The following is a 24,167-nucleotide window of genomic DNA, read 5'->3' as shown; positions in this document are numbered from 1 at the left end:
TGGCTTCGTTGCCGTGCTTCCGCGCGGGGACTCACAGCCGCAGCTCCGGCCAGTCGAGCAGGCCCGCGCCCAGATCGCGGACCGTGGCCAGCAGTCCCAGGCGAGCCGCCCGCAGCGCGGGCTCCTCGGCCATCACGAAGACCTCGTCGAAGAAGCGGGCCAGGGGCTCGACCAGCGGCTCGACCGCGGCGGTGAAGGCGACCAGGTCGGTGCCCCAGTCGACCTTCACGCCGGCCACGGCCTCGTGCAGGGCCAGCTCGGCCGGCTCGGTCAGGACCGCCGGGTCGTAACCGGCCACGGTGTCGGCGGGCAGGATGCGGCGGGCCCGCTGGATGGCCGCGGCCACCGCCACGAAGTCGGGGTTGCCGACCAGCGTGCCGAGCTGGGCGAGCAGCGTGTCGACGACCGACGGCCGGGCGTAGTGGGGGAGCGCGGCCCGCACGCGGTCGACCGGGCGGCCCTCCTCGGTGAGCGCCTGCTCCAAACGCCGGGCCAGGAACTCGCCCGCGCTGTCGATCACCGCGGGCGGGACCGGGACGGGCTGCTGCTCGGCGGCCGCGCGCAGACCGTCGAGCAGGGACAGGCCGGACAGGGCCGGGTGGGCCCGGTGCACCGCCAGCAGACCGAGCACGGCCCGGCGTACGGCGAAGGGGTCGCTGCTGCCCGTGGGCAGGCCGACCGTGGCCGCCAGGCCGGTCACCAGGTCGAGGCGGTCGGCCAGCGAGAGAAGCGCGCCGGGGATCGAGGACGGCAGGTCGTCGCCGGTGTTGCGGGGCAGCTCGGCCTCGTAGACGGCCTGGGCCACGTCGCGCGGCTCACCGGCGTGCAGGGCGTAGTCGCGGGCCATGACACCGGCCAGGCTGGTCATCTCGGTGACCAGCTGGGAGCCGAGGTCGAACTTGACCAGGCGCGCGGCCCGGCCCAGCGTGGCCGACGACAGGCCGAGCGACTCGGCCAGGGAGGTGGCCAGGGCGGCGATGCGGGCCGACCGGTCGGCCATCGAGCCCAGCTTGTCGGTGAACGTGAGCCGGGACAGCCGTTCCCGCATGTCGGCCGGCGACGTGTTGCGGTCGGCCCGGTAGAAGAAGGCCGCGTCCTCGTAGCGGGCCCGCAGCACCGCCTCGTTGCCGGTGCGCACCAGGTCGACGTCGACCGGCCCGTTGGCCACGGTGACGAACATCGGCAGCAGCGAGCCGTCGGCGGCCCGGACCGGCAGATAGCGCTGGTGCTTGCGCATCACGGTCGTCAGCACGGCGTCGGGCAGCGACAGGTAGCTCTCGTCGAACGTGCCCAGCAGCGGGGTCGGCGCCTCGACCAGGTAGGTGATCTGCTCGATCAGCGCGGCCTCGCCGGCCACGTCGATGCGGCCCTCGGGGTAGACCTCGTCCTGCGCGCCGGTGACGATCAGGTCGTGGCGGTCGTCGGGGTCGGCCACGATGCCGGCCAGCGCCAGCGTCTCCATGAACGTCTCGGCCGACGCGATCTGGGTGATCGGCTCCGCGGCGGTCCGCAGCAGACGCGTCTGCCGGCCGGCCGACAGCACGCCGACCGCGACCGGCACCACGTCGTCGCCCCACAGCGCGGTCAGCCAGCGGATCGGGCGGGTGAACGAGAGCTGCGGGTCGTTCCACCGCATGTTCTTGGCGCCGCGCAGCCCGCTCACGACCTTGGCCAGGACGGGCGCCAGCACCTCGGCGGCCGCCCCGCCGGTCTCGTTCTTGCGGACCAGGTGATGCTGGGCGCCGTTGATCTCCCCGGTCTCCAGGTCGTCGACGGCGACGCCCTGGCCGCGCGCGAAACCCTCGATCGCCTTGGCCGGCGCGCCGACCTTGGGACCCCGGACCTGGCGTACGTGGTCGGGCTCCCGGGCCGCGACCGAGGCGACCAGGGCGACCAGGCGCCGGGGGGTGGCGAACACGCGTACCTCGTCATGCTCGAGCCGCGTGCCGTCCAGGCCCTCGGTCAGCGCGCGCCGCACGTACTCCCGCGCGGCCCGGGCCTCCGACGGCGGCAGCTCCTCGGTGCCGATCTCGAAGACCAGCGTCCGCGGGTTGGCCCGGGAGGCCGGGGCGGCCACCGCGGCGGCGGGCGGCAGCGCCGCGACCAGGCCGAGCGGATGACCCTGCTCCTCGCGCCGGGCGACCCACAGCCGGGCGACGTCGCCGGCGAGGCGGCGCATGCGGGCGAACTCGGCCGCCCGGTCGGCGGTGGACACCGCGCCCCGGGAGTCGAGCACGTTGAACGCTTGCGAGCACTTGAGCACGTAGGTGTGCGCGGGCACCGGCAGACCGGCGTCGATCAGCCGCTGGGCCTCGGCCGCGTAGATCTCGAGCAGCTGCCGGTTGGCGGCGACGTCGGCGTCGTCCAGGTAGTACCGCGACATCTCGTACTCGCTCTGGCCGAACACCTCGCCGTAGCTGATGCCGTCGGCGTACTCGACGTCCTTGAAGTGGGTCTTGTCCTGCAGCGCCATGATGATGCGCTCGATGCCGTAGGTGATCTCGACCGACACCGGCTCGAGGTTGAGGCCGCCGGCCTGCTGGAAGTACGTGAACTGGGTGATCTCCAGGCCGTCGAGCCAGACCTCCCAGCCCAGGCCCCAGGCGCCGAGCGCCGGCGAGGCCCAGTTGTCCTCGACGAACCGGACGTCGTGGGCCTTCACGTCGATCCCGATGGCCTCGAGGCTGCCCAGGTAGAGCTCCTGCGGGTTGCCCGGGTCGGGCTTGAGGATCACCTGGAGCTGCGTGTGCGTCTGCAACCTGTTCGGGTTCTCGCCGTAGCGCGAGTCGTCGGGGCGCACGGACGGCTCGACGTAGACGACCCGCCACGGCTCCGGACCCAGCACCCGCAGGAAGGTCGCCGGGTTGAGCGTCCCGGCACCGACCTCGGTGTTCATCGGCTGGACGGTCAGGCATCCCTGAGCCGTCCAGTACGCGGTCAACCGGGCCAGGGCGTCCTGCATGGTGAGCATGGCTTGGAAGTCTAGGGCGGCCCGTTCGCGGGTAGGAACGCAATATGCTCGCCGGAGACCTTTACGCCTTTCAGGACCTGCTTTCGGATGACGAGGCCGCGGTCGTGGAGCGGGTCCGCGCCTTCCTCGCCGACGAGGTCGCGCCGATCGCCAACGACCACTGGCAGCGCGCCGACTTCCCGCACCACCTGATCAAGAAGTACGCCGACCTCGGCATCGCCGGCCGGGAGGGCTCGTCGTCGCTGCTCAACGGGTGGCTGTCGCTCGAGATGGCCCGGGCCGACGCGTCGATGGCCACGTTCTACGGCGTGCACGCCGGCCTGGCCATGGGCAGCATCAGCATGTGCGGCTCGGCCGAGCAGGCCGAGCGCTGGCTGCCCGCGATGGCGGCCTTCGACGAGGTCGGCGCGTTCGCCCTGACCGAGCCGACGGGCGGCTCCGACGTGGCCGCCGGTCTGCGCACGACGGCCCGGCGCGAGGGCGACGAGTGGGTGCTCGACGGCGAGAAGCGCTGGATCGGCAACGCCACGTTCGCCGACCTGATCGTCGTCTGGGCCCGCGACGTCGCCGACAACCAGGTCAAAGGCTTCGTCGTACGCGGTGACGCGCCGGGCTTCGAGGCGACGAAGATCGAGAACAAGATCGCCCTGCGCACCGTGCAGAACGCCGACCTGCGGCTGACCGGGGTGCGCGTCCCCGAAGCCGACCGCCTGCAGAACGCGAACACGTTCAAGGACACCGCCAAGGTGCTGCGCCAGACCCGCAGCGGCGTCGCCTGGCAGGCGGTCGGCGTGATGCTGGCCGCGTACGAGATCGCCCTGGACTACGCGAAGGAGCGCGAGCAGTTCGGCCGCCCGATCGCCAAGTTCCAGCTCGTACAGGATCTGCTGGTGCGCATGCTGGGCAACGTCACCGGCACGCTCGGCATGTGCGTGCGGCTGGCCCAGCTGCAGGACGCCGGCCAGTACCGCGACGAGCATTCCGCGCTGGCCAAGGCGTACTGCACCACCCGCATGCGCGAGGTGGTCGGCTGGGCCCGCGAGCTGCTGGCCGGCAACGGCATCGTCCTGGAGTACAACATCGGCCGGTTCGTGGCCGACGCCGAGGCTCTCTACTCGTACGAGGGCACCCGGGAGATCAACACCCTGATAGTGGGCCGGGCCATAACCGGTGAGAGCGCCTTCGTCTGACCAAGCGTGCGAGACTGCGCCTTGTGTGGGGGTGGGTGCGCGGGCGGGATCCGCAGCTGATCGTCGTCCGGCGGGCGGTCCGGGTGACGTTGGTGGCCTGCCTGGGGTTCTACCTGTGCCGCTATGTGGTCGGCAGTGCGGACGCGGCGCCGTACGCGTTGTTCGGGGCGGTGGCGCTCGGGGCGCTCTCGCAGATCCCCGGATCGCCCCGGCAGCGGGCCCGCACCCTGATCGCGGTGCTGCCCGTCGGGTGGGCGCTGATCTCGCTCGGCACGCTGCTGTCGGTGAACGACTGGGTCGCCGCGGCCGGGATCTTCGTGCTCGGCTTCGCCGTCAGCTTCGCGGGCGTGGGCGGTCCGCGGCTCGTGGGGCTGGCCGCCGGCATGCAACTGCTCTACATCCTGCCGTCCTTCCCGCCGTACGACCCGGGGTCGCTGCCGGAACGGCTGGCCGGCTTCACCCTGGCCGTGGTGCTGCTGGCCGTGGCCGAGGTGGTGTTCTGGCCCGACCCGGCCCCCGTGCCCTACCGGCACCGCCTGGCCGACGCGGTCTCGGCCGTCGCGGCCTGTCTCGAGGCGCTGGCCGACGACTGGTCCGGCGACCCGACCGGACGCGAACGGCTCGCCGCGCTGGTGCCCGAGGCCACCGAGGCGGCCGACGCCCTGCGCCCCTCCCGGCTCCAGCCGATCGACCGGCCCGCCTCGGCCGGCCGCCGCGACCGCGCGCTGTCCTCGGCCGCCGGCACCTCCCGGCTGCTGCTCGGCCGCGTGGTCGACCTGTACTTCTCGGCCGACCGCGAGGCGATCACCCGGCCGGCCGCCATCGAACTGCTCCGCACCACCGCCGGCTGCGTCGGCGCTACCGGGGCCTGGCTGCGCGACGACGGGCCGCTGCCCGACACCAACCTGGTCGTGGCGGCGATCACCGACTTCCGCGTGGCCCGCATGAACACCGACCCGAACGGGCTGCCCCCCGAGCGTCTGCGGCTCGGCGCGCTCGCCCTGTCGCTCGGCGAGTGGACCAAGACGCTGGTCTTCGCCGTGCGCGTCGCCGCCGGTGAGCCGCCCCGGCACCCCGACCCCACTCCGGTCTCGGGCCGGCCCGGTCAGTTCTGGTTCGCGTACCGCCGCACCCCGGCCCTGTACTGGCACCGCCTGAAGGAAAATCTGACCCCGCGCTCGGTCGCCTTCCAGGGCGCCCTGCGCCTGGCCGCCGCGCTGGCGGTGGCCCGCCTGATCGCCGGCGCGCTCGACCTGTCACACGGCTTCTGGGTGCTGCTGACCATCCTGACCGTGCTGCGCACCTCGGCCGCCGAGACCCGCTCGGCGCTGCGCCCGGCCCTGATCGGCACGGTCGCCGGCTCGATCGTCGCCGCGCTGCTCCTGCTGCTCGGGGCCGACCCGCTGATCTTCGCGATCGCCCTGCCGGTCGTGATGATCGCCGGGTTCGCGGCCGGCCCGCTGCTCGGCCTGGGCTGGTCGCAGGCGCTCTTCACGCTGGTCATCACGCTGGTCTTCGCCCAGGTCACCCCGGTCGACTGGCGGCTGGCCGAACAGCGGGTCACCGACGTGCTGATCGGCGCGGCCGTCGGCGTGCTGATCGGCCTGTTCGCCTGGCCCCGGGGCGGCGCCGGCGAACTGAACCGCGCGACCGGCACGTTCCTGGCCGCGGCGGCCGAAGTCGTCCGCGAGACGATCGCCGTCATGGCCAAGGGCGCCGACCCGGGCGCCGCGCTGCCCGAGGCCCGCCGGGCCGGGCAGCTGGCCGAGGCGTCGTTCGCGCTCTACCAGAACGAGCGGCACCCGGCGGCGACGCTCGACTGGCAGGCCACGCTGGTCGCCGGTCACCACGCCGTCCGGGGAGCGGAGGCGCTCGTACGCTCGTGCCCGGCCGGAGGTCTGCTGCCGTGCGTCACGCAGCTGACCGCGCTGGCCGCCGACGTCGCCGGCTGGTACGACCGGTCGGCGGAGCAGTTGCTGCGCAACGAGACGCCGCCGCGGCCGGGGGAGCAGAAGGGGCCGATGGCATGGCCGGACGACCTCGGGCAGGACCTGTACATCGTCGCCGATCTGCGGGCCTGGCTCGACGGCCTCCGCGAGGACCTGACGAACATGACGGGCCGCCCCGAGCCGGGCGACGACCTGCGGGCCCAGGTGTCCCGGGTCGCCGACGGCGCGACCTGACCCGGTCCGGTCCGGCGGGCCGGTGGCGGCCAGGGCGATTCGGGCTTCGCCAGGGGACGGCTGAGACGCCCGTGTCAAGCAGCGCGGTGGCGATGCCGAGCCTGCGCCGCGCCGATCCATCGCGTCAATGTGTCGCCGGCGGCGCCAGTGTCGACTGCGTGAGCGCACTTCCCGAATGCGAGCCGGATCCGGTCTGTGACGGTGGCGTTCGAGGGAGTTGTCGCGGCCAGCGCAGCGGCGGCGTTGAGAAGGACCGCGTCGCGGATCGGCCCAGCTCTCCCGGCGAGCATTTCGTGCACAACCCGCGTGTTGGTGTCCGCGTCGGCGCCCCGCAGCGCATGGGCAGCGGGAGGGGTTACGCCGAGTGCGCTCGGGTCGATGATCTCATGGCGGACGAGTCCCTCGTGCATGGTCCAGACCTGCGAAGTCGTCGCAGTACTGATTTTGTCGAGGCCGTCGTCACCTCGGACGACCATCCCGCTGGCGCCGCGTGCGCGGAGGACCTCGACAAGGACGGGTAGAAGCGCTGCGTCCGCAACGTCGACAAGCCGGTGGGTCGGGTCAGCCGGGTTGATCAATGGGCCGAGCAGGTTGAACACGGTCGGCACGCCGAGCTCACGGCGGACCGGTCCGGCATGGCGCATGCCGGGGTGGAGGCGGGGTGCGAACAGGAACGTGACGCCTGCTTCAACGGCCACGGCGGCGAGGTCTTCGGCAGCAAGGTCCAACGGGATGCCGAGTCGTTCCACCACGTCCGCCGAGCCGGCGCTGGTCGACGAGGAGGCGCGTCCACCATGTTTGACAACAGTGGTGCCGGTGGCGGCGACGACGATCGCCGCCATGGTCGAGATGTTGACCGCGTTGGTGCCATCTCCGCCAGTGCCGGCGATGTCCAGTGTCGGTCCGGGTACCGATACGGGGACAGCGGCCCGCATGAGCGCATCGACGAAGCCCTCGATCTCCGCTGCGGTCTCTCCTTTGGCTCTGAGCCCGATCAGCACCGCGGCCAGCAGTACTGGTGGAGCATCGCCGCGGATGACCTGCTGCATGATCCAGGTTGTCGCACCGCTGCCCAGATCATGGCGGGCCATCAGTCGGGATATCAATGCCGGCCATGACTCGACCGCTCGTCCGGTCGGCGTCGAAGCGTTTGCGTCCATGGGGTCCTCCACGGGTTGGGCCGCTGGGTGCAAGCCGATTCCGTGGACACAAGAACGGCCGCCCCAGGCGGCCGTTTGAGGTGCATGAGCAAGGGCGGTCCGCCTACGAGACGGGCCACCAGTTGGTCATGCGATCGATCACCCAGACACCATAGCGGCGCAAATCTGCACACGCCACTACCAAAGGCGGTGTGACGCCGCAAGCGCGGCGGCGTCCGTTCGGATGGTGAATGGTGGCGGATTTGCGAATCGGCCGGTGCTTCGGAGTCGACTGGGCGAGGCTGTGACGGGTGAGCCAGAGCAGCCGGGCCGAGGTGACCCGCGGGGTCGAGCAGCGGCTGGAGACGACGCTGCACGCGTATCCCGGGTTGCGCCTCGACCCGGTTCCGGCCGCGCTGCTCACGTCGCCGCCGCCGGCCACCCGGGTCGTGCGCGGCGGCCGCCTGCCCCTGCTGGGTGATGAGACCCCCGAGGTGTACGACGTGACGCGCGACCTCTGGCAGCAGTCCGGCTGCCGCGTCGTCGACTCCGGGCCCGGGGACGGCCGCCGGCTCGTGATCGAGGACCCGGCCGGCTACGTGATCACGCTGGTGCAGCACCCGGGCGACGACCCGGTCCTCACCGTGGCCTCGCCGCCGCTGCCGGCCCGCCTGATCGACCCGCCGCTGCTGGCCGGACTGCTGAGCGGGCTGGCGCTGGGCTGCATCGGGCCGTGCGCCGCGGTCGGGCCGATGACCCTCTTCCCGTCGATGGCCGGGCTGGCCGCCCCGTTCTGGGCCTGGGTGCCGCTCTACCTGCTGATCGGCGTCGGCTCGGTCTGGCGCCCGGAGACCCGCCGTTTCGGCATCGGGCTCCTGGCCACCGGCGCCCTCGTCGGCGTCGCGGTCGCATGGGTCTTCTCGTAGCCGGATCGAGCCGTGCCCCCGGCGACCATCAGCGGGACGGTGGCGTGAACAAGTTGACCAGCGTTCCGTCGGGGTCGCGGACCAGCAGCGACCGGTTCCCCCACGGCATCGTCGTCGGCTCCTGGACGATCTCGCCGAGCACGTCGCGCAGCCGCGTGAAGGCAGCGTCGACGTCGTCCACCCGGAACTCGATGATCGCCGAGCGGTTGGCCGCCGGCTCGGCCGTGCCCTCGCCGAAGAGCCTGACCGTCGCCGTCCCGCCGATGGCCAGCGTCGCCCCGGGCAGGGCGATCTCGGTGAAGTCGGGCGTGTGCCGCCGGGCGGCGACCCCGGTGACCTGCTCGTAGAAGTCGGTGAGCCGGTCGACGTGGTCGGTGATGATGCGGACCGATGCGAAGTTCATGGAGACCACGCTAGGCTCGATACCGGGCACTTTCCGCCCGGTATCGAGGATCAGGATGACGCGACCGACCGCTCGAGTGCTCAGCCTCCTCGAGATCCTGCAGTCGGGCGGCACCCACACCGCCGGCGATCTGGCGGCACGCCTCGGCGTCGACGAGCGCACCCTGCGCCGCTACGTCGAGCATCTGATCGACCTGGAACTGCCCGTGGAATCGGTCCGCGGACGGTACGGCGGCTACCGGCTCGCGCCGGGCCTGCGGATGCCGCCGCTCATGCTGACCGGCGACGAAGCGCTCGCCGTCCTGCTCGGCCTGGTCCGGGCGTCGTCCCCGGCCGCCGGTTCCGCCGCCGCCAAGCTGCGCCGGGTGCTTCCCAAGGCCCTCACCGTACGTCTGGACGCGCTGTTCGCCAGTGCCGAGTTCACCTCGCCCGGGCCGGCCGAGCCGACGCCGGAAGCCGCCGTCCTGCTGACCCTCGCCGAGGCCACCCGGCACCGGCGGCCCGTGCTGATCAGCTACACCGACCGGGCGGGCCGGCCCTCCGAGCGGACGGTCCACCCGTACGGGCTCGTCGCCCACTCCGGTCGCTGGTACGTCACCGGGGCCGACTCCGTCTCGGCGGAGCGGCGCACCTTCCGGCTCGACCGGATCGCGCAGGCCCGGCCGGTCGACGGCGCCTTCACGAGACCCGACGGGTTCCCGGCCGCCGACGCGGTCCTGACCAGCCTGGCCGGCACGCCGTGGCGGCACCGGGTGGTGGTCGCGGTGCGCGGCCCGGCCGACGAGGTGCGGGCCCGGCTGCCACGCGGGCTGGCTGTGGTCGAGCCGTCCGCGGACGGCGCTCTGGTGCGGCTGCGAGCCGAGCGCCTCGACTGGATCCCGGGCCTCCTCGCCGGGCTGGAACTGCCCTTCGAGGTGCTCGAGCCCCCGGGGCTGCGCGACGTCGTGCGATCATGGGCCACCCGCTTCGCAAGCTGGGCAGCCGGAGACCGGCCAGCCGGAGACCGGCCAGCCGAGGCTCGGCCAGCCGGAGACCGGCCAGCCGAGGGTCGGCCAGCCGGACAAGGGCCGGCCGAGAAAAGGCCGGCCGAGGACCGGCCGGCTGAGGGCTGAGCCCCGCTCAGAAGCCGGCCCGGGCCCGCCGGAAGCCGCCGCCGCTGCCCTTGGTGGCCCGCTTGGCCTCGTACATCGCGGCGTCGGCCCGCCGCATCAGCTCCTCGTAGTCGGTGGCGTCGTCGGGGTAGAGGGCGATCCCCACGCTGCCGCCGATCGACAGCTCCCGGCCGTCGATGGCGAAGGGCCGGCGCAGCCGCTCGCAGATGCGGCCGGCGACGACGCTGGCCACCTCCTCGTCGGCGTCGTTGGTCAGCAGGATGGCGAACTCGTCGCCGCCCAGGCGGGACACCACGTCGTTGTCGCGGACGGTGCCCAGCAGGCGCTTGGCCACCTGCTGCAGCAGGACGTCGCCGACCTGGTGGCCGGCGGTGTCGTTGACCAGCTTGAAGCCGTTCAGGTCGAGGACCATCAGCGCCACCCGGCTGCGGGTGACCGCGGCGTCGCGGACCACGCGCTCGGCCCGTTCGATCAGGTGGGTGCGGTTGGGCAGGCCGGTGAGCGAGTCGTGGAACGCCTGGTGGCTGAGCTCGGCGACGTGGGCCTGGGCGGTCTGGCGCATGCCGGCGCTGTCGACGATCAGGCCGCCCTCGCCCGAGAGCTGCTCGGCCAGGATGCGGTCGCGGAACGTCCAGTCCCGGGTGCCGCTCGAGTCGCCGCACATGATCATGCCGACCGGGCCCTGGGCGGACCGCAGCGGCATGGCGACGAACGACTTGAGCTTCATCAGCAGGGCCAGGTCGCACGGGCGTACGGAGGAGGTGGCCGAGTCGTTGGCCAGCGCGACCTTCCCGTCCTTGATCGCCTGCCACACGGGCGACTCGGTCGCGGGCTTGCCCACCACCCCGGCCAGTGTCGCGTCGCCGTCGGGCAGCCCGACGCTGTGCACGTAGCGGACCGTGCTGTCCGGGTCGACCAGGATGACGGCGGCGTGCTCGGTGCGGAAGCCCTCGGCCGAGGAGGCGGCCAGCACCCGGCCGGCGGCTTCGACGCTGGCCGCGGCCATGCCCCGCTCGAAGAGGCCGCGGATCGTGTTCGCCGTGTGGGACACGAACTGGCGCTGCTTCTCGGCCGCCAGACCCTGCAGCGTGGTCGCGAAGTGCAGCGCGAGCGAGGCGAGCACGTCGGCGCGCAGGGCGGCGAGGTCGCTGCCGGTCAGCAGCAGCACGCCCACGGTCTGCCCGCCGATGCGCAGCCGGACGGCCATCTGCTCGCCGCTGACCAGCGGCTTGGCGCCGGCGGCCATCCGGAAGATCTTGCCCGCGGTCAGCTGGTCGCGCGGGCCGGGCGGGCCGACCCGGGCGGTCACCGTGAGCAGGCCGGTCTCCGAGTCGAGCTCGAAGACGGTGGCCGCGGTGAGGCCGGCCGCCTCGCGCAGGTGCGGCTCGCCCAGGTCGAGCACGTGCTGCACCGAGGGGGTGTCCTTGGTCATGAACGAGACGAGCTCGGCCAGCAGCGCGTCCTGGGGGTCCGCCCCGAGGACGGCTCCCGCCGGTCCGGTGCCGCTGCTCATGCTCATGCCATGAACGTCGGCATCCGCACGGTGCGCCTGACGAGCAGGGGGTCGCAGTTCGGGTGCAGACGCTTGCGCTCCGGGTGACCAGGATCAGGGGGGCGCGACCAAGATCAGGGGGCGCGGCCAGGATCAGGGGGCGCGGCCAGGATCAGGGGGCGCGGCCAGGATCAGGGGGCGGCCAGGATCAGGGGGCGGCCAGGATCAGGGGGCGGCCAGGATCAGGGGGCGACCGGGATCAGGGGGCGACCAGGATCAGGGGCGACCAGGATCAAGGAGGGTCAGTGACGGGACGGCGCCGCTTCGGCCTCGCCGGGGGCCGGCGTGGCGGCGGTCTGCCGGCGGGCCTCGGCGACGTCGGCCATCAGCTCGTCCCAGTCCGGGTCGGCCCGCAGCGAGGCGACGCCGACCGGGCCGCCGACGCGCGCGTTCGCGTACTCCCACCACGCCGCCACGCGTACCGGCCAGAGGCCGACCCGCATCGCCCCGGCGAGGAAGCACCGGTGGGCGAGCAGGGTCGCGGCCAGGGTCTCGGCTTCGAGCTCGAGAGCCGGATCGTCGATGGCCTTGCCGAGCGCGCGGACGTCGCGGTGCATCTCGGAGTACGAGATGAGGTTGGGCAACGCGGGCAGTTGGCGGTGGGCGCCCGGCTCGACCAGGTCGTCGGCGTAGGCCGGGTTGAACACCAGGTCGTCGACGGTCACGATCAGCGGCAGGACGGCCCGCCCGTCGCGGACGTCGAGCTGCACGGCCGGAGCCCGGGTGGGCACGAAGACCGGTTCGGCGGCCAGGATCTCGTCGGGATCGAGCCTCGCCGTGTCACCCAGCGCGGGCATGTGAATGGCCAGGAGCCCCCGGCGAACAGCGACTTCGACACCCGGAACCTCGGCCAGCGCCTCGGTGAGCTCCCATACCTGCACGCGTCTGTTATACGCGATGCATCCAAGTCGAGCCCGTTGTTAACAGACGATTGCGGTGGGAGCGCTCCCATGTCATGCTGTCGAAACAGCCGGGGAACGATGCCCCTCGATGTATCTCCGGCTCATCCCCGGGCGCTACGGGCGCCGCCGCATGTCTCGAGGAGCCACCACATGAGACCTGTCCTCATCCGCGGTCTGACCGCGGCCGCCGCCGTGTCGCTCGTCTCCGGTCTCGGCGTGTTCGCCGCGACCAGCGCGAGCGCCGCGGCCGGCTGCCGGGTCGACTATTCCGCCAACAGCTGGAGCACCGGCTTCACCGGGTCGGTCAGCGTGACCAACCTCGGCGACCCGATCTCCGGTGGCTGGCGTCTGACCTGGGCGTTCCCCGGCAACCAGCAGATCAGTCAGGGCTGGAGCGCCACCATCACCCAGTCCGGCCAGAACGTGACGGCGGCCAACCCGTCCTGGTCGCCCTCGCTGCCGACCAACGGCAACGTGACTTTCGGCTTCAACGCCAGCTACTCCGGTACGAACACCGCGCCCGCCACGTTCTCGCTGAACGGCACGGCCTGCACCGGCGCGACGACGCCCTCGACGCCGCCGACCACGCCGCCGACGACCCCGCCGACGACTCCTCCGACCACGCCGCCGACGACTCCGCCGACCACGCCCGGCGTCAAGGTCGACAACCCGTACGCCGGCGCCCGCGGTTACGTCAACCCGGAGTGGAAGGCCAAGGCCGAGTCCGTGGCCGGCGGCAGCCGGATCTCGAACACCCCGACGGCCGTCTGGATCGACCGGATCGCCGCCATCAACGGCACGGCGGACAGCAGCTCGAACGGCGCGATGGGCGTCCGTGACCACCTCGACGAGGCCGTCGAGCAGGGCGCGGGCTACATCCAGTTCGTCATCTACAACCTGCCCGGCCGGGACTGCGCGGCGCTGGCCTCCAACGGTGAGCTCGGCCCGAACGACCTGCCGAAGTACAAGACCGACTACATCGACCCGATCGCGGCCATCCAGGCCGACGCCAAGTACGCCGGCCTGCGAATCGTCAACATCGTCGAGATCGACTCGCTGCCGAACCTGATCACCAACACCTCCGGCCAGGCCGGCGGCACGGCGACCTGCGACACGATGAAGGCCAACGGCGGCTACGTGCAGGGCATCGGCTACGCCCTGAACAAGCTGGGCGCGCTGTCCAACACGTACAACTACGTCGACGCCGCCCACCACGGCTGGATCGGCTGGGACTCCAACTTCGGCCCCACCGCCGACATCATGCTCGAAGCCGCCCGCGCCTCGGGCAACGTCAGCAACGTGACCGGCTTCATCACCAACACCGCGAACTACTCGGCGCTGCGGGAGCCGTTCGTCCAGCCGACCACCACGGTCGGTGGCCAGAGCGTCCGGCAGTCGAAGTGGGTGGACTGGAACCAGTACACCGACGAGCTGAGTTTCGCCCAGGCGTTCCGCCAGAAGCTGGTCTCGATCGGCTTCAACGCCAACATCGGCATGCTGATCGACACCAGCCGCAACGGCTGGGGCGGCTCGGCCCGGCCGACCGCGGCCAGCACCTCCACGAACATCGACACCTTCGTCAACCAGTCTCGCGTCGACCGCCGGATCCACGCCGGCAACTGGTGCAACCAGGACGGCGCCGGCCTCGGTGAGCGTCCGACCGCGGCCCCGGCCAGCGGCATCGACGCCTACGTCTGGGTCAAGCCCCCGGGTGAGTCGGACGGCTCCTCCTCGCTGATCCCGAACGACGAGGGCAAGGGCTTCGACCGGATGTGCGACCCGACCTACACCGGCAACGCCCGCAACGGCAACAGCCTGACCGGCTCACTGCCGAACGCGCCGATCTCCGGCGCTTTCTTCCCGGCCCAGCTCACTCAGCTGATGAACAACGCTTACCCGGCGCTTTCCTGACGGGTAGACAGGACCGCCGGACCCCGCTCTAACCCACGAGGAGCGGGGTCCGGTGTATGAAACAGGTGTAAAAAGGACGGGTGGACATCAGCAAGGTCGCCTGGACAACTGCCGGTCGTCGCCTCACCGCGGCGGCCGGCAGTGTCGTCGGGAAGCGCTACCAGGACAACTACGACGTGGTGCACCTCGAGCCGGGCGACCCGCTGGCGGTGGTGGCCGACGGGATGGGTTCCGGCCCGGGCAGCACCGTCGCCGCGCACACCGCCGTCGAGGTCTTCCTGCGCGAGGTGATGGTCGGCGAGACACCCTCCGCGCTGCGAGCCGCGGTCTCCGCCGCTCAGGACGCGGTCCGCAAGGCCGGCAGCAACCTCGACGAGCTGACCGGCAGCACGCTGACCGCCTTCGTGGCCGAGCACGACGGCGAGAACGCGGCCGCCTGGATCGTCCAGCTCGGCGACTCCCGCGTCTATCGCCTGCGCGACGGCCTGCTCGAACTGCTCACCGTCGACCACACGATCGCCTGGGTCGGGGTGCTGCACGGCTGGTTCGGGGCCGACTCCGAGGAGGCCCGGGCCGCCCGGTACCGGCTGACCCGCTACGTCGGGCACCCCGACGCCCCCGAGCCGGACCTGCTCAACGTCACCCTGCGATCCGGTGACGTCTACCTGCTCGGCACCGACGGCGTGTCCGACCAGCTCAGCTACGAGCGCCTGACCCGCATCCTGGCCACCGACGACCCTGCCGCGGCCGTGCACACGCTGCTCGACGACACCCTGGCGGCCGGCGGCGACGACAACGCCACCGCCGTCGTCATCCGCGTCGAGCGTTCCGTGGAATGAGGCCGGTTCATCGGCGGCGACGGTCCGGCATGCTGTAGAAGCCGGTCGGCAGCGTCGGGGCCGGGCCCGGGACGGCCGGTTGCCGGCGGTTGCGCAGACGCAGCCGCAGGAGCATGCCGACGCCCAGGAAGACCATGACCGCGCCGACGATCAGGCCGATGCCCAGCACGCTCGAGTTGCTCGACGCCGGGTTGAGCGCGGCCGGCTCCGGCGAGGTCTCGTCCGCCGGCGGCTCGTCGGCCACGGCCTCCTCGTCCTCCTCGGCCGGGGGCGCCGTCCGGGTCGGCGTGGGGGAGGGGGTCGCGCTCGGGCTCGGGCGGGCTGCGACCGGGCTGACCACCCGGGCCTCGGCGCCGGTCGAGCTGAGCAGGCGGCCGGCGCCGTCGAAGGCCTGGGCCGCGAACGTCACCTCGCCGTCGTCGGGTCCGGTGAACGCGACGTCCCAGCGGCCGGTGACCGTGCGGCCGGGGCAGAGCCGGCCGGGGTCGAGGCGCTCGTCGACAACGGTGGCCGCCTCGTCGCGCACGTCAGCGCGTACGGGGAAGGACCGGCCGTTCTCCACCCGGGTCACCCGGATCTGATCGAGGCTGACGCCCTTGGTCTCGACGGTCAGGGCCCAGCGCACCTTGAGACAGCGGCCCCGGTCGGTCGAGGCGACCGCGGTCAGCGTCCCGGCGTCGCGGCCGATGGTGAACGTCGACGGGGCCTGGCCCACCTTGACCTCGAAGCCGGGCACGTCGGCCCGCGCCGGCGAGCCCACGCCCACGGCCAGCGCGACCAGGGCGGCGGCGCCGATCCCCGACGCGATCCGGGCCAGGTGTCGCATGCCGATCATCTCCTTCTCGCACGGCAGCCGATACGCGTGCACACGAGATGGTTCGCACCTCGCGGCCGAAAGGTTCACCGAGTGCGATGGGTCACTGATTCGTGACGCCTTAATTTTCGCTTAGGCATCAAAATCTTCGGCGTGTCCGCGCTGCTCAGCATCGGTTCGAGGCGCCCGGCTGGAAAGTTCCCGACAAAAGTCGCCCCGGGCGTTCATCCGAACTCGCTCGCCGCACGTAGTTGGGGGATGGGCAGAGACCGGCCAGGCGCCGATCGCTGCCCGGCACCAACCTGAAGCAGGGGGCATTCCCCACGGATGCCTGCGTCCCACCGCCCACGGGACGTGACCACTGCGGAGAACGAGGAGTCAATGGCCCGGACGAAGAACACCCAGCGATCCGCCAATCGTGTGGCCGTCGATGTCGGAGCTACCGGAACCCGTCCGCCCTCGCGGGGGGCTGTCGCGATCCTCGCCGTGAGCGTGATCGCGGCCCTCTGGGCGGTCGCGATGCTGACCGGCCCGGGTCGCCAGGGGTACATCTACTTCTTTTACTACGCCAAGTGGTACATGGGCGTCATCACGCTGGTGTCGCTCTCGATCACGATCATGATCGGGCTGGTCGCCACCGACCGGCTGGTCCTGTCGATCCGTCAGCGGGTGCTGCTGCAGTCCGCCCACCGCACCACCGGCGTGATCGCGGTCGCCGCCCTGTTCGTGCACGTCTGGACCAAGGTCGTCGCGCAGAACGCCTCGCTGATCGACGTGTTCGTCCCGTTCCTGCACAACGGCCCCAACAAGCTCTACGTCGGCTTCGGCACGCTGTCCGGTCTGATCATGGTGCTGGTCATGTGGACGGGCATCGCGCGGTCCCGGTTCATCGGCCGGGGCAGCCCCTGGATGTGGCGCAGCCTGCACGCGGTGTCGTACCTGATGTGGCCGATCGCCCTGATGCACGGCCTCAACGCCGGCCGGGCCGCGGCCACCTGGGTCACGGTGAGCTACATCGTCTGCGTGCTCGCCGTGCTCGTCGGCCTGGCCGTCCGCCTGTCGGTCTCGCTGAACCGCCGCAAGGACTTCTCGACCGCCGCGTCGGGCGGCCTCAAGCCGGTCGGCTCGCTGGTCCCGACGACCTCGCCCGGTCTCAAGCGCCCGAGCCGGCGCGAGAAGGCCCCCCGCGTCGAGCCCGAGGTGCTCGGCCCGGTCGCCGCGATCGACACCTTCCGCCCGGCCGCCCACCCGGTCACCGCCCCGCCCGTGGCCCCGCCGCCGCTCGGTGACGACCTGGTCGCGCCGGCCGCCCCGCGTCAGCGCCGGGCCCGCGGCGACGAGATGTACGACGAGCCCACCGGCATGATGCCGCGGTACGACCAGGAGGAGCGCCCCCGTCGCGGCCGCCGGGTCGAGGACGAGATCGAGTACGACGAGCCGCGCGGCCGCCGCTACCCGGGCGAGGACACCAGCACCCGCCTGCGCCGCGACGACATCGAGAACACCGGCACCCGGATGCGCCGCGACGAGATCGAGAACACCGGTACCCGCCTGCGCCGCGATGAGATCGAAGGCACCGGCACCCGGATGCGGCGGGACGAGCCGGAGGACACGGGCACCCGCCTGCGGCGCTCCGAGATGACCCCGTACGAGGAGCCGGCCCCGCGCCGCCGCCGGTATGCCGAGGACGAGGAGCCCGCGCCCCGGGCCCGGCGCCGCGGTGGCGACATGCCGCTCTACGAGGAGCCGCCGCGCGGCAGCCGGCACGGCGACCGCGACGAGTACGACGAGGTGCCCCGCCCGCGCGGCGGTCAGTACCCCGACGCGCGTTACGAGGACGACTTCGACGACGCCCCGCGCGGCCGGCGGGCCGACGACTCGGGCCGGCACAGCCGGGCCGGGTTTGTCGACGGCGCCGGCTTCGTCGAGGCCGACGAGACTCCGACCCTGGTCGACATGGCGTCCCGCCGCGCCCGCCGGGACGGTCCGGACCCGGCCCGCGTCCCGGCCGCCCCGCGCGGTCGCCGCGGCCGCGGGCGGGAGAACGACGAGGCGGCTGACGACGGCTACTGGTCGCAGCTGCGAGGGGAAGCGAATTGAGCGCGTCGCAGGTTCCGCCGGTCACCTCGATCGGCACTCCGCGCATCACCGCGGGCTTCGACGAGTACGGCCGTCTCGACCTGCTCGCGCACCAGGAGGTGCACGGCGGTTTCGCGGCGCTGTCCTCCGGCGAGCTGATCGGGCTGGCCGACCGCATCGAGCTGCGCGGCCGCGGCGGCGCGGGCTTCCCGTTCGCCCGCAAGGTGCGGGCCGTGCTCGACTCGTGCCGCCGGCAGGAACTGCCCCCGGTGATCGTGGTCAACGCGACCGAGGGCGAGCCGCCGTCGTGGAAGGACAAGGCGATCCTCACCCGGGCGCCGCACCTCATCCTCGACGGCGCCGCCCTGGCCGCCGCCGCGCTCGACGCCGAGGAGATCGTCATCGGCATCGCCGACGACGGCATCGGCCAGAGCTCGATCACGGCGGCCCTGGCCGAGCGCCGGATGCCCTGCCCGACCCGCATCGTCACCGTGCCGCACCGGTTCATCTCGGGTGAGGGCGGCGCGCTGGTGCGCGGCATCAACGGCGAGGCGCACATCCCGCCCGGCCGCAAGGTGCGCTCCAGCGACAACGGCGTGATGGGCCTGCCCACCCTGCTGTCCAACGCCGAGACGTACTCGCAGCTGGCGATCGCCGCCCGGCTCGGCCCGTGGGAGTACAACGCGGTCGGCATCCCCGAGGAGCCCGGCACGGTGATGCTGACCGTGGGCGGCTCGGCCAGCAACCCGGCCGTGATCGAGGCCCCGACCGGCACGCCGCTGATGGACGTGCTCCGGATGTGCGGCGCCGACATCGGCCCCGGCCTGCTGGTCGGCGGCTACCACGGCAAGTGGATCACCGCCGAGGCCGCGCAGACGGTCACCATCTCGCGCAAGGGCTTCGCCGCGGTGGGCGGCACCCTCGGCGCCGGCATGCTCATCCCGATCGGCTCCAAGACCTGCCCGCTCGGCGAGATCTCCCAGGTCGTGCAGTACCTGGCCGGCGAGTCGGCCGGTCAGTGCGGCCCGTGCCGGCTCGGCCTGCCCGACCTGGCCCGCGCGGTCACCCTGGTGTCGCTGGGTGGCAACGCGGTCGAGAACGTGCGGCAGGCCGCCGGCGTGGTGAAGGGCCGCGGCGCCTGCAGCCACCCGGACGGCACGGCCCGGTTCGCGCTGTCGGCCCTCGAGGTCTTCGCCAAGGAGGTGGAGGCCCACACCAACGGTGAGGGCTGCGGCAAGAGCGTCCGCGGCATCCTCCCGCTGCCGTACACGGCCGAGCAGGGCGCGCGGCGGCTGGCGGTCGACTGGTCACGCTGCGACGGGCACGGCCTCTGCTCGGCGGTCGCCCCCGAGATCATCCGGCTCGACGCGAACGGCTTCCCGGCGTTCCCGCAGACGCCGCTGCCACCGTGGCTCGAGAACGGCGCCCGCAAGGCCGTCAACGTCTGCCCGGCGCTGGCGCTGCGGCTGACCGAGGCGACGAAGTGAGGCGGCGGGCGCTGCTGCTGTCGGCCGCGGGCGTGCTGCTCGCGGCCGGGTGCGGATCCGGAGAGGACGAGCCGGCGGCGTTCGTCGACCCGCCGCCGTCGTCGGCCTCCTCCCCGGCCTCCGCGCCGGCGGCGCCCGTCACCGTGCCGGCGACCCTGAAGTTCGGTGGCCGGACCCTGGACGGCAAACCGTTCGAGGCGAGCACGCTGGCGGGCAAGCCGGCCATCCTGTGGTTCTGGGCGCCGTGGTGCGCGACCTGCGCGAGCGAGGCGCAGAGCGTGCAGACCCTGCAGGAGGAGTACGAGGGCCGGCTCAGCTTCCTCGGCATCGCCGGCCTGGGCGGCAACAAGGAGATGCACCAGTTCGTCGCCGACCTCGAGGTCAGCAACGTGACCCACCTCGACGACGGGGCCGGCAAGATCTGGAAGAAGTTCAAGATCACGGAGCAGAGCCTGTACGTGGTCCTGGACCGCGCGGGCAAGGTGGTCACCACCGGCTACCTGGACGATCAGCAGCTCCGGTCGCAGGTGAAGTCGCTGGTCGCCTGACGTGGCCGGCGAGCTGCTGCTGGCCCTGACCGCGGGCATGCTCGGCGCGGTCAACCCGTGCGGCTTCGCGCTCCTGCCCGCGTACCTGTCGGTCCTGGTCGCCGCCGACCCCGCGCACCCGCGCCGGGCCGTGCTGCGGGCGCTCCGGGCCGGTGCGGCCCTCGCTCTCGGGTACGCGCTGGTGTTCGGCGCGTTCGGGCTGGTGCTGACGCCGATCGCCGGTGCGCTGCAGCCGCGCCTGCCCTGGCTGACCGTGGTGCTCGGGCTGGGTCTGGGCGCGCTCGGGGTCTGGCTGCTCGCCGGGCGGTCGCTGCCGTCGCCGACCGTACGGGCGCCCGCCCTCGGGGCGACCGGCTCGACCGTGCTCTTCGGGATGGCGTACGCGGTGGCCTCGCTCGGCTGCGCGGTCGGGCCGTTCCTGGCGCTCGTCGTCTCGAGCCTGCGGGCGGGATCGATCGGGTCCGGCGTCGCGCTGTTCCTGGCCTACGCCGGGGGAATGGCCCTCGTGGTCAGCGCGGCCGCGGTGGCCGTCGCGCTGGTGCGGTTCTCGCTGCTCGGCCGGGTGCGCCGCCTGCTCGGCGTGGTGCCCCGCGTCGGCGGAGCGATCCTGGTGGTCTGCGGCCTCTACGTGGCCTACTACGGGTGGTACGAGGTGCGCCTGGCCGGGGATCTGCGCCGGGCCGGCACCGACCCGGTGATCAACGCCGCCGCGGTGGCCCAGCGCGGGCTCAGCGACCTGGTCTCCTCGGCCGGGGCGATCCCGTTCGTGATCGTCGTGGGGCTGGCCCTGCTCGTTCTCACGAAAAAGCGGCCCGCACGAGGCGGGCCGCTTCCCAGCGAAGGGCTTTCGGAGGCCGGCGATCCGGTTGCCGGCGGCCTGGTGGGTGAACCGGTCCCCGAGCGGCCGGTGGGCGGCCGGCCGTCCCGGGCGACCTGAGGATCAGGCGACCGGCGGGTACGGGGTGGCGGCGAAGGCCGGCTTCTCCGACGGCATCAGGATCCAGAGGATCGGGTAGACGAGGATCTGGCTGCCCGGGATGACCAGCAGGACCACGACGAAGAGCAGCCGGGCCAGCCACGGGTCGATCCCGAAGCGGCGGGCCAGCCCTGCGACGACACCGGCGATGAGCCGGCCCTCGCGCGGCCGGGTGAGGCCCTGGCGGGACATGCTGTCGTGCACGGTGTTCATGGCTGTCTCTCTCATTCCTTCTGGCTCGTTCGGCCTGATGTATCCATGGTCGGTCGCACGGGTGCCGGACGGCATCGGGATCTGCCCTGGCTCGACCCTGATCCGCCGACCCTGAGACGGCTCGCCGCTCAGCTCTGCCCCCTATTTCTGCCCGATCGGCGCTCGCAGCCACTTGCTAGAGGAGTCTTTCTAAAGCATGCTCTAGGAATGTCGACCCCCGATGCTGTGAAGATCACCGATCCGCGCACGCTGCGGGCCTATGCGCATCCATTGCGCATCCGGCTGATCGGGCTCCTGCGCTCCGAGGGGCCGATGACGGCGACCCGGGCCGCGGCCGCGCTCGGCGACAATGTGCCGAACTGTTCGTTCCACCTGCGTCAGCTGGCCAAATACGGCTTCGCCGAGCGCGTGCCCGGCGCGGACGCCCGCGAACGACCGTGGCGCGCCACCGCCCGCATGACCTCGTGGGACGACGACAGCGACGACCCCGTCATGCGGGCCGCCACCGATCAGCTCAACAGCGTGCTGCTCGGGGTCTTCACCCAGCGCGCCCAGGACTACCTCGCGTCGCGGGCCGACGAGCCCACCGAGTGGCGGGCGGCCGCCGGCTTCGGCGACGCGCTGGTCCACGTCACCGCGGCCGAGCTCCTCGAGCTGGTCGAGCAGATGGAGGCCCTCACCGCCCGCTTCGCCGACCGGGCGACCGCCCCGGCGGCCCGCCCGCCCGGCACCCGCCCGGTGCAGCTGATCCAGCTGGCGATCCCGCGCGGTCCGGCCGCGCGATGACGGCGACCGTCGGCGTCCCGGGCGGCCCCGTCCGGCTGCTGCGCGAGACCGCGTTCCGGCGCTACTGGTCGGCCCAGACCGTGTCGCTCGTGGGCGACCAGATCACGCTCATCGCCGTACCGCTGCTGGCCGTCCTGGCCGTCGGGGCCGGCCCGGCCCAGATGGGCTATCTGACCGCCGCCGCGCTGCTGCCCAACCTGTTCCTCTCGCTGCCGGCCGGCGCCTGGGCCGACCGCCGCCGCGACAAGCGCCAGGTCATGGTCGTGGCCGACGTCAGCCGGGCCGTCCTGCTGCTGGCCGTGCCCGTGCTCTGGTGGACCGGTGGGCTCACCCTGCCGCTGCTGTACGCCGTGTCGTTCCTGGTCGGCGTGTTCTCGCTGCTCTTCGAGGTGGCCCACGCCAGCCTGTTCGCCACCCTCGTGCGCCGGGACGACTACGTCGACGCCAACTCCCTGCTCAACGGCAGCCGCGCGGCTTCGTTCGTGGCCGGTCCGAGCCTGGGCGGCCTGCTCGTCCAGGGACTGACCGCCCCGGTCGCCCTGATCGCCGACGTACTGACCTACCTCGCGTCGGCCGCCTTCCTCAGCCGGGTGCGGCTGCCCGACGCCCCCGCCGAGACGGGCGAGGAGATCCGCGGCATGGTGGCCGGCATCCGGTACGTGGCCCGGTCGGCCGTGCTCCGGGCGGTGCTGCTGGGGGCCACCACGCTCAACCTGTTCAACTACATGTTCGCCGCGCTGTTCGTGCTCTATGTGACCACCAGCCTGCACCTGTCGCCGGGCTCGCTCGGCCTGGTCATCGGGCTCGGCTCCGTCGGCGGCCTGCTCGGCGCGGTGCTGGCCGGCCCGCTGACCCGGCGCATCGGCATCGGTCCCACGGCGATCCTGGGCTTCCTGCTGTTCCCGGCCCCGCTGATCCTGGTCCCGCTGGTGTCCGGCCCGGCCTGGCTGATCTTCACGGTCCTGGTCGTCGCCGAGTTCTTCGCGGCGCTGGGCGTCCTGGTCCTCGACATCGCCGTCGGCTCGGTCCAGACCGCCGCCACCCCGCCGTCCCTGCTGGCCACGGTGTCCGGCTTCAAACGCACGGTCAACTACGGCATCCGCCCGATCGGCGCCCTGATCGGCGGCGCGCTCGGCACCGCCCTGGGCGTCCGCCCGACGCTGTGGATCGCCACGGTCGGCGCCCTGCTGGGCGTGTTCTGGGTGATCTTTTCCCCGCTGCGCACCATGCGGGTCCTGCCCCGCTTCTGAGCGCCGGGACGCCCGGGCGCCCGCGGCGGGCGGTCAGCCCTCGGTGATGTCGGCGACGATGACCGTGACGTTGTCGGGCGCGCCGTTCTCGAGGGTGCGGTGCACCAGCTCGGCCGCCGCGGTCTTGCGGTCGGCGTTGGCCAGCAGCGTCTCGGCGATCACGCTGTCTTCCACGTAGTCGGACAGGCCGTCGCTGCAGAGCAGGAAACGGTCGCCGGGGCGGACCGGGATCATGCGGCCGGCCGGGCGGAACGGGCCGCCCTGCACGGCCTGCGTCACCAGGGCCCGCTGCGGGTGCCGGCGGGCGTCGGCCGCGCTCAGCACGCCCTGGTCGACCAGCGCCTGCACGTAGGTGTCGTCGCGGGTCAGCTGGGTCATCTCGCCGTCGCGGACCAGATAGCAGCGGGAGTCGCCGACGTTGAGAGCGGCCACCCGGTCGTCGGACAGCATGATCGCGGTGACCGTCGTGCCCATGCCGTCGCGGGCGTCGTCGTCGGCCACCGCGGCCTCGATCTGGCCGTTCGCCGTGTCCAGCGCGGTGATCAGATCTTGCAGCGGCTCACCCGACTCAGGCATCGCGTCGACGACGCTGAGCGACTGCACCAGGATGTCGCTGGCCAGCTCGCCGGCCGGCAGGCCGCCCATGCCGTCCGCGACCACGAGAAGCCGGTTTCCCACGAAGACCGCGTCCTCGTTGTTGGACCGGACCAGGCCCTGATCGGTGGCGGCGACCGCCCGGACAACAAGCGTCATGTGACAAGACTGCCAAAGCCCCGATCAGATGTCTCTAGTACCTCCTGCGTCGTGCGTGCGGGAGTTTGTGTTAGAGCGCGGCCCGACGCTGTGAGCTGGGCAAACGCGGAACGCCCGGAAATGCGGGCGACACC

20 protein-coding genes are annotated in these 24,167 nt (G+C 72.6%); 12 read left to right on the top strand and 8 right to left on the bottom strand.

Translation table 11 applies throughout. The features are described from left to right. Window positions 1–31: 31 nt before the first annotated feature. Entirely contained in the window at window positions 32–2,971 is a 2,940-nt protein-coding gene (locus tag HJC40_RS19935; protein ID WP_250002685.1) for a glycine--tRNA ligase, read from the bottom strand. A gap of 44 nt (window positions 2,972–3,015) precedes the next feature. On the opposite strand from HJC40_RS19935, the gene HJC40_RS19930 reads away from it, so the two are divergent. Both HJC40_RS19930 and HJC40_RS46175 read left to right on the top strand, forming a co-directional pair. Further along, on the top strand, window positions 3,016–4,161 hold the full coding sequence (locus HJC40_RS19930) for an acyl-CoA dehydrogenase family protein (RefSeq protein WP_250002683.1): 1,146 nt from the start codon (window positions 3,016–3,018) through the stop codon (window positions 4,159–4,161). 23 nt (window positions 4,162–4,184) lie between these two features. Then, entirely contained in the window at window positions 4,185–6,344 is a 2,160-nt protein-coding gene (locus HJC40_RS46175; RefSeq protein ID WP_250002682.1) for an FUSC family protein, read from the top strand. Window positions 6,345–6,418: 74 nt separating this feature from the next. Here the strand turns inward: HJC40_RS46175 and trpD are convergent, their stop codons facing one another. Continuing rightward, window positions 6,419–7,504, bottom strand: a complete 1,086-nt coding sequence (gene trpD, locus HJC40_RS19920) for an anthranilate phosphoribosyltransferase (protein ID WP_250002680.1) — start codon at window positions 7,502–7,504, stop codon at window positions 6,419–6,421. A gap of 290 nt (window positions 7,505–7,794) precedes the next feature. On the opposite strand from trpD, the gene HJC40_RS19915 reads away from it, so the two are divergent. Continuing rightward, window positions 7,795–8,409, top strand: a complete 615-nt coding sequence (locus HJC40_RS19915; RefSeq protein WP_250002679.1) for a hypothetical protein — start codon at window positions 7,795–7,797, stop codon at window positions 8,407–8,409. A 28-nt stretch (window positions 8,410–8,437) separates the two neighbouring features. Here the strand turns inward: HJC40_RS19915 and HJC40_RS19910 are convergent, their stop codons facing one another. Next, a complete protein-coding gene (locus tag HJC40_RS19910; protein ID WP_250002677.1) occupies window positions 8,438–8,812 on the bottom strand; it encodes a VOC family protein in 375 nt (124 codons plus the stop codon). Between the two features lie 55 nt (window positions 8,813–8,867). Between HJC40_RS19910 and HJC40_RS19905 the strand changes: the two genes are divergently transcribed. Continuing rightward, the gene (locus HJC40_RS19905) at window positions 8,868–9,923 is read left to right on the top strand and encodes a YafY family protein (protein WP_250002675.1); all 1,056 of its coding nucleotides are present in this window, start codon (window positions 8,868–8,870) and stop codon (window positions 9,921–9,923) included. Window positions 9,924–9,930: 7 nt separating this feature from the next. On the opposite strand, the gene HJC40_RS19900 is transcribed toward HJC40_RS19905, so the two are convergent. Next, on the bottom strand, window positions 9,931–11,442 hold the full coding sequence (locus HJC40_RS19900; RefSeq protein WP_250002674.1) for a sensor domain-containing diguanylate cyclase: 1,512 nt from the start codon (window positions 11,440–11,442) through the stop codon (window positions 9,931–9,933). A gap of 275 nt (window positions 11,443–11,717) precedes the next feature. Then, on the bottom strand, window positions 11,718–12,356 hold the full coding sequence (locus HJC40_RS19895; protein WP_250002673.1) for a hypothetical protein: 639 nt from the start codon (window positions 12,354–12,356) through the stop codon (window positions 11,718–11,720). Window positions 12,357–12,527: 171 nt separating this feature from the next. Here HJC40_RS19895 and HJC40_RS19890 point away from each other — a divergent pair, with 171 nt between their 5' ends. Then, a complete protein-coding gene (locus tag HJC40_RS19890; protein WP_250002672.1) occupies window positions 12,528–14,288 on the top strand; it encodes a glycoside hydrolase family 6 protein in 1,761 nt (586 codons plus the stop codon). Between the two features lie 80 nt (window positions 14,289–14,368). Further along, entirely contained in the window at window positions 14,369–15,127 is a 759-nt protein-coding gene (locus HJC40_RS19885) for a protein phosphatase 2C domain-containing protein (protein WP_250002671.1), read from the top strand. Between the two features lie 7 nt (window positions 15,128–15,134). On the opposite strand, the gene HJC40_RS19880 is transcribed toward HJC40_RS19885, so the two are convergent. Beyond that, a complete protein-coding gene (locus tag HJC40_RS19880; RefSeq protein WP_250002670.1) occupies window positions 15,135–15,953 on the bottom strand; it encodes a hypothetical protein in 819 nt (272 codons plus the stop codon). A gap of 474 nt (window positions 15,954–16,427) precedes the next feature. Between HJC40_RS19880 and HJC40_RS19875 the strand changes: the two genes are divergently transcribed. Genes HJC40_RS19875 through HJC40_RS19860 form a run of 4 tightly spaced genes read left to right on the top strand, consistent with a single transcriptional unit; the run spans window position 16,428 to window position 20,992 of the window. Further along, window positions 16,428–18,041 (top strand): translation initiation factor III, encoded by a 1,614-nt coding sequence (locus tag HJC40_RS19875; protein WP_250002669.1) that lies wholly within the window; start codon window positions 16,428–16,430, stop codon window positions 18,039–18,041. Further along, window positions 18,038–19,507: an NADH-quinone oxidoreductase subunit NuoF family protein gene (locus HJC40_RS19870; protein ID WP_250002668.1), complete on the top strand. Its 1,470-nt coding sequence runs from the start codon at window positions 18,038–18,040 to the stop codon at window positions 19,505–19,507. Before HJC40_RS19875 ends, HJC40_RS19870 begins: the two co-directional genes overlap by 4 nt. Beyond that, window positions 19,504–20,055 carry a redoxin family protein gene (locus tag HJC40_RS19865; RefSeq protein ID WP_250002667.1) on the top strand — a complete coding sequence of 184 codons (552 nt, stop codon included), beginning with the start codon at window positions 19,504–19,506 and terminating at the stop codon, window positions 20,053–20,055. The genes HJC40_RS19870 and HJC40_RS19865 overlap by 4 nt, the downstream gene beginning before the upstream one ends. Before the next feature lie 37 nt (window positions 20,056–20,092). Further along, window positions 20,093–20,992, top strand: a complete 900-nt coding sequence (locus HJC40_RS19860) for a cytochrome c biogenesis protein CcdA (RefSeq protein ID WP_250002985.1) — start codon at window positions 20,093–20,095, stop codon at window positions 20,990–20,992. Between the two features lie 3 nt (window positions 20,993–20,995). On the opposite strand, the gene HJC40_RS19855 is transcribed toward HJC40_RS19860, so the two are convergent. Then, window positions 20,996–21,244 carry a PspC domain-containing protein gene (locus tag HJC40_RS19855; protein ID WP_250002666.1) on the bottom strand — a complete coding sequence of 83 codons (249 nt, stop codon included), beginning with the start codon at window positions 21,242–21,244 and terminating at the stop codon, window positions 20,996–20,998. A 207-nt stretch (window positions 21,245–21,451) separates the two neighbouring features. Here HJC40_RS19855 and HJC40_RS19850 point away from each other — a divergent pair, with 207 nt between their 5' ends. Together HJC40_RS19850 and HJC40_RS19845 are read left to right on the top strand one after the other, a co-directional pair. Next, the gene (locus HJC40_RS19850) at window positions 21,452–22,030 is read left to right on the top strand and encodes a helix-turn-helix domain-containing protein (protein WP_250002665.1); all 579 of its coding nucleotides are present in this window, start codon (window positions 21,452–21,454) and stop codon (window positions 22,028–22,030) included. Next, the gene (locus HJC40_RS19845; RefSeq protein WP_250002664.1) at window positions 22,027–23,280 is read left to right on the top strand and encodes an MFS transporter; all 1,254 of its coding nucleotides are present in this window, start codon (window positions 22,027–22,029) and stop codon (window positions 23,278–23,280) included. The genes HJC40_RS19850 and HJC40_RS19845 overlap by 4 nt, the downstream gene beginning before the upstream one ends. Window positions 23,281–23,313: 33 nt before the next feature. Here HJC40_RS19845 and HJC40_RS19840 read toward each other — a convergent pair whose 3' ends face one another. Then, window positions 23,314–24,033: a PP2C family serine/threonine-protein phosphatase gene (locus HJC40_RS19840; protein WP_250002663.1), complete on the bottom strand. Its 720-nt coding sequence runs from the start codon at window positions 24,031–24,033 to the stop codon at window positions 23,314–23,316. Window positions 24,034–24,167: the final 134 nt, after the last annotated feature.

This window comes from Actinoplanes sp. M2I2, assembly GCF_023544445.1.
Lineage (GTDB): Bacteria > Actinomycetota > Actinomycetes > Mycobacteriales > Micromonosporaceae > Actinoplanes.
The sequence above is the reverse complement of the archived record's forward strand: the minus strand, read 5'-3'. Positions and strand labels throughout refer to the sequence as shown.

Bases quoted from the DNA above. Each gene is read 5' to 3' on its own strand.
- HJC40_RS19935 (WP_250002685.1), bottom strand. From the start codon at position 2,971: ATGCTCACCATGCAGGACGCCCTGGCCCGGTTGACCGCGTACTGGACG.
- HJC40_RS19930 (WP_250002683.1), top strand. From the start codon at position 3,016: ATGCTCGCCGGAGACCTTTACGCCTTTCAGGACCTGCTTTCGGATGAC.
- trpD (WP_250002680.1), bottom strand. From the start codon at position 7,504: ATGGACGCAAACGCTTCGACGCCGACCGGACGAGCGGTCGAGTCATGG.
- HJC40_RS19910 (WP_250002677.1), bottom strand. From the start codon at position 8,812: ATGAACTTCGCATCGGTCCGCATCATCACCGACCACGTCGACCGGCTC.
- HJC40_RS19905 (WP_250002675.1), top strand. From the start codon at position 8,868: ATGACGCGACCGACCGCTCGAGTGCTCAGCCTCCTCGAGATCCTGCAG.
- HJC40_RS19900 (WP_250002674.1), bottom strand. From the start codon at position 11,442: ATGAGCATGAGCAGCGGCACCGGACCGGCGGGAGCCGTCCTCGGGGCG.
- HJC40_RS19890 (WP_250002672.1), top strand. From the start codon at position 12,528: ATGAGACCTGTCCTCATCCGCGGTCTGACCGCGGCCGCCGCCGTGTCG.
- HJC40_RS19880 (WP_250002670.1), bottom strand. From the start codon at position 15,953: ATGCGACACCTGGCCCGGATCGCGTCGGGGATCGGCGCCGCCGCCCTG.
- HJC40_RS19860 (WP_250002985.1), top strand. From the start codon at position 20,093: ATGCTCGGCGCGGTCAACCCGTGCGGCTTCGCGCTCCTGCCCGCGTAC.
- HJC40_RS19855 (WP_250002666.1), bottom strand. From the start codon at position 21,244: ATGAACACCGTGCACGACAGCATGTCCCGCCAGGGCCTCACCCGGCCG.
- HJC40_RS19850 (WP_250002665.1), top strand. From the start codon at position 21,452: ATGTCGACCCCCGATGCTGTGAAGATCACCGATCCGCGCACGCTGCGG.
- HJC40_RS19845 (WP_250002664.1), top strand. From the start codon at position 22,027: ATGACGGCGACCGTCGGCGTCCCGGGCGGCCCCGTCCGGCTGCTGCGC.
- HJC40_RS19840 (WP_250002663.1), bottom strand. From the start codon at position 24,033: ATGACGCTTGTTGTCCGGGCGGTCGCCGCCACCGATCAGGGCCTGGTC.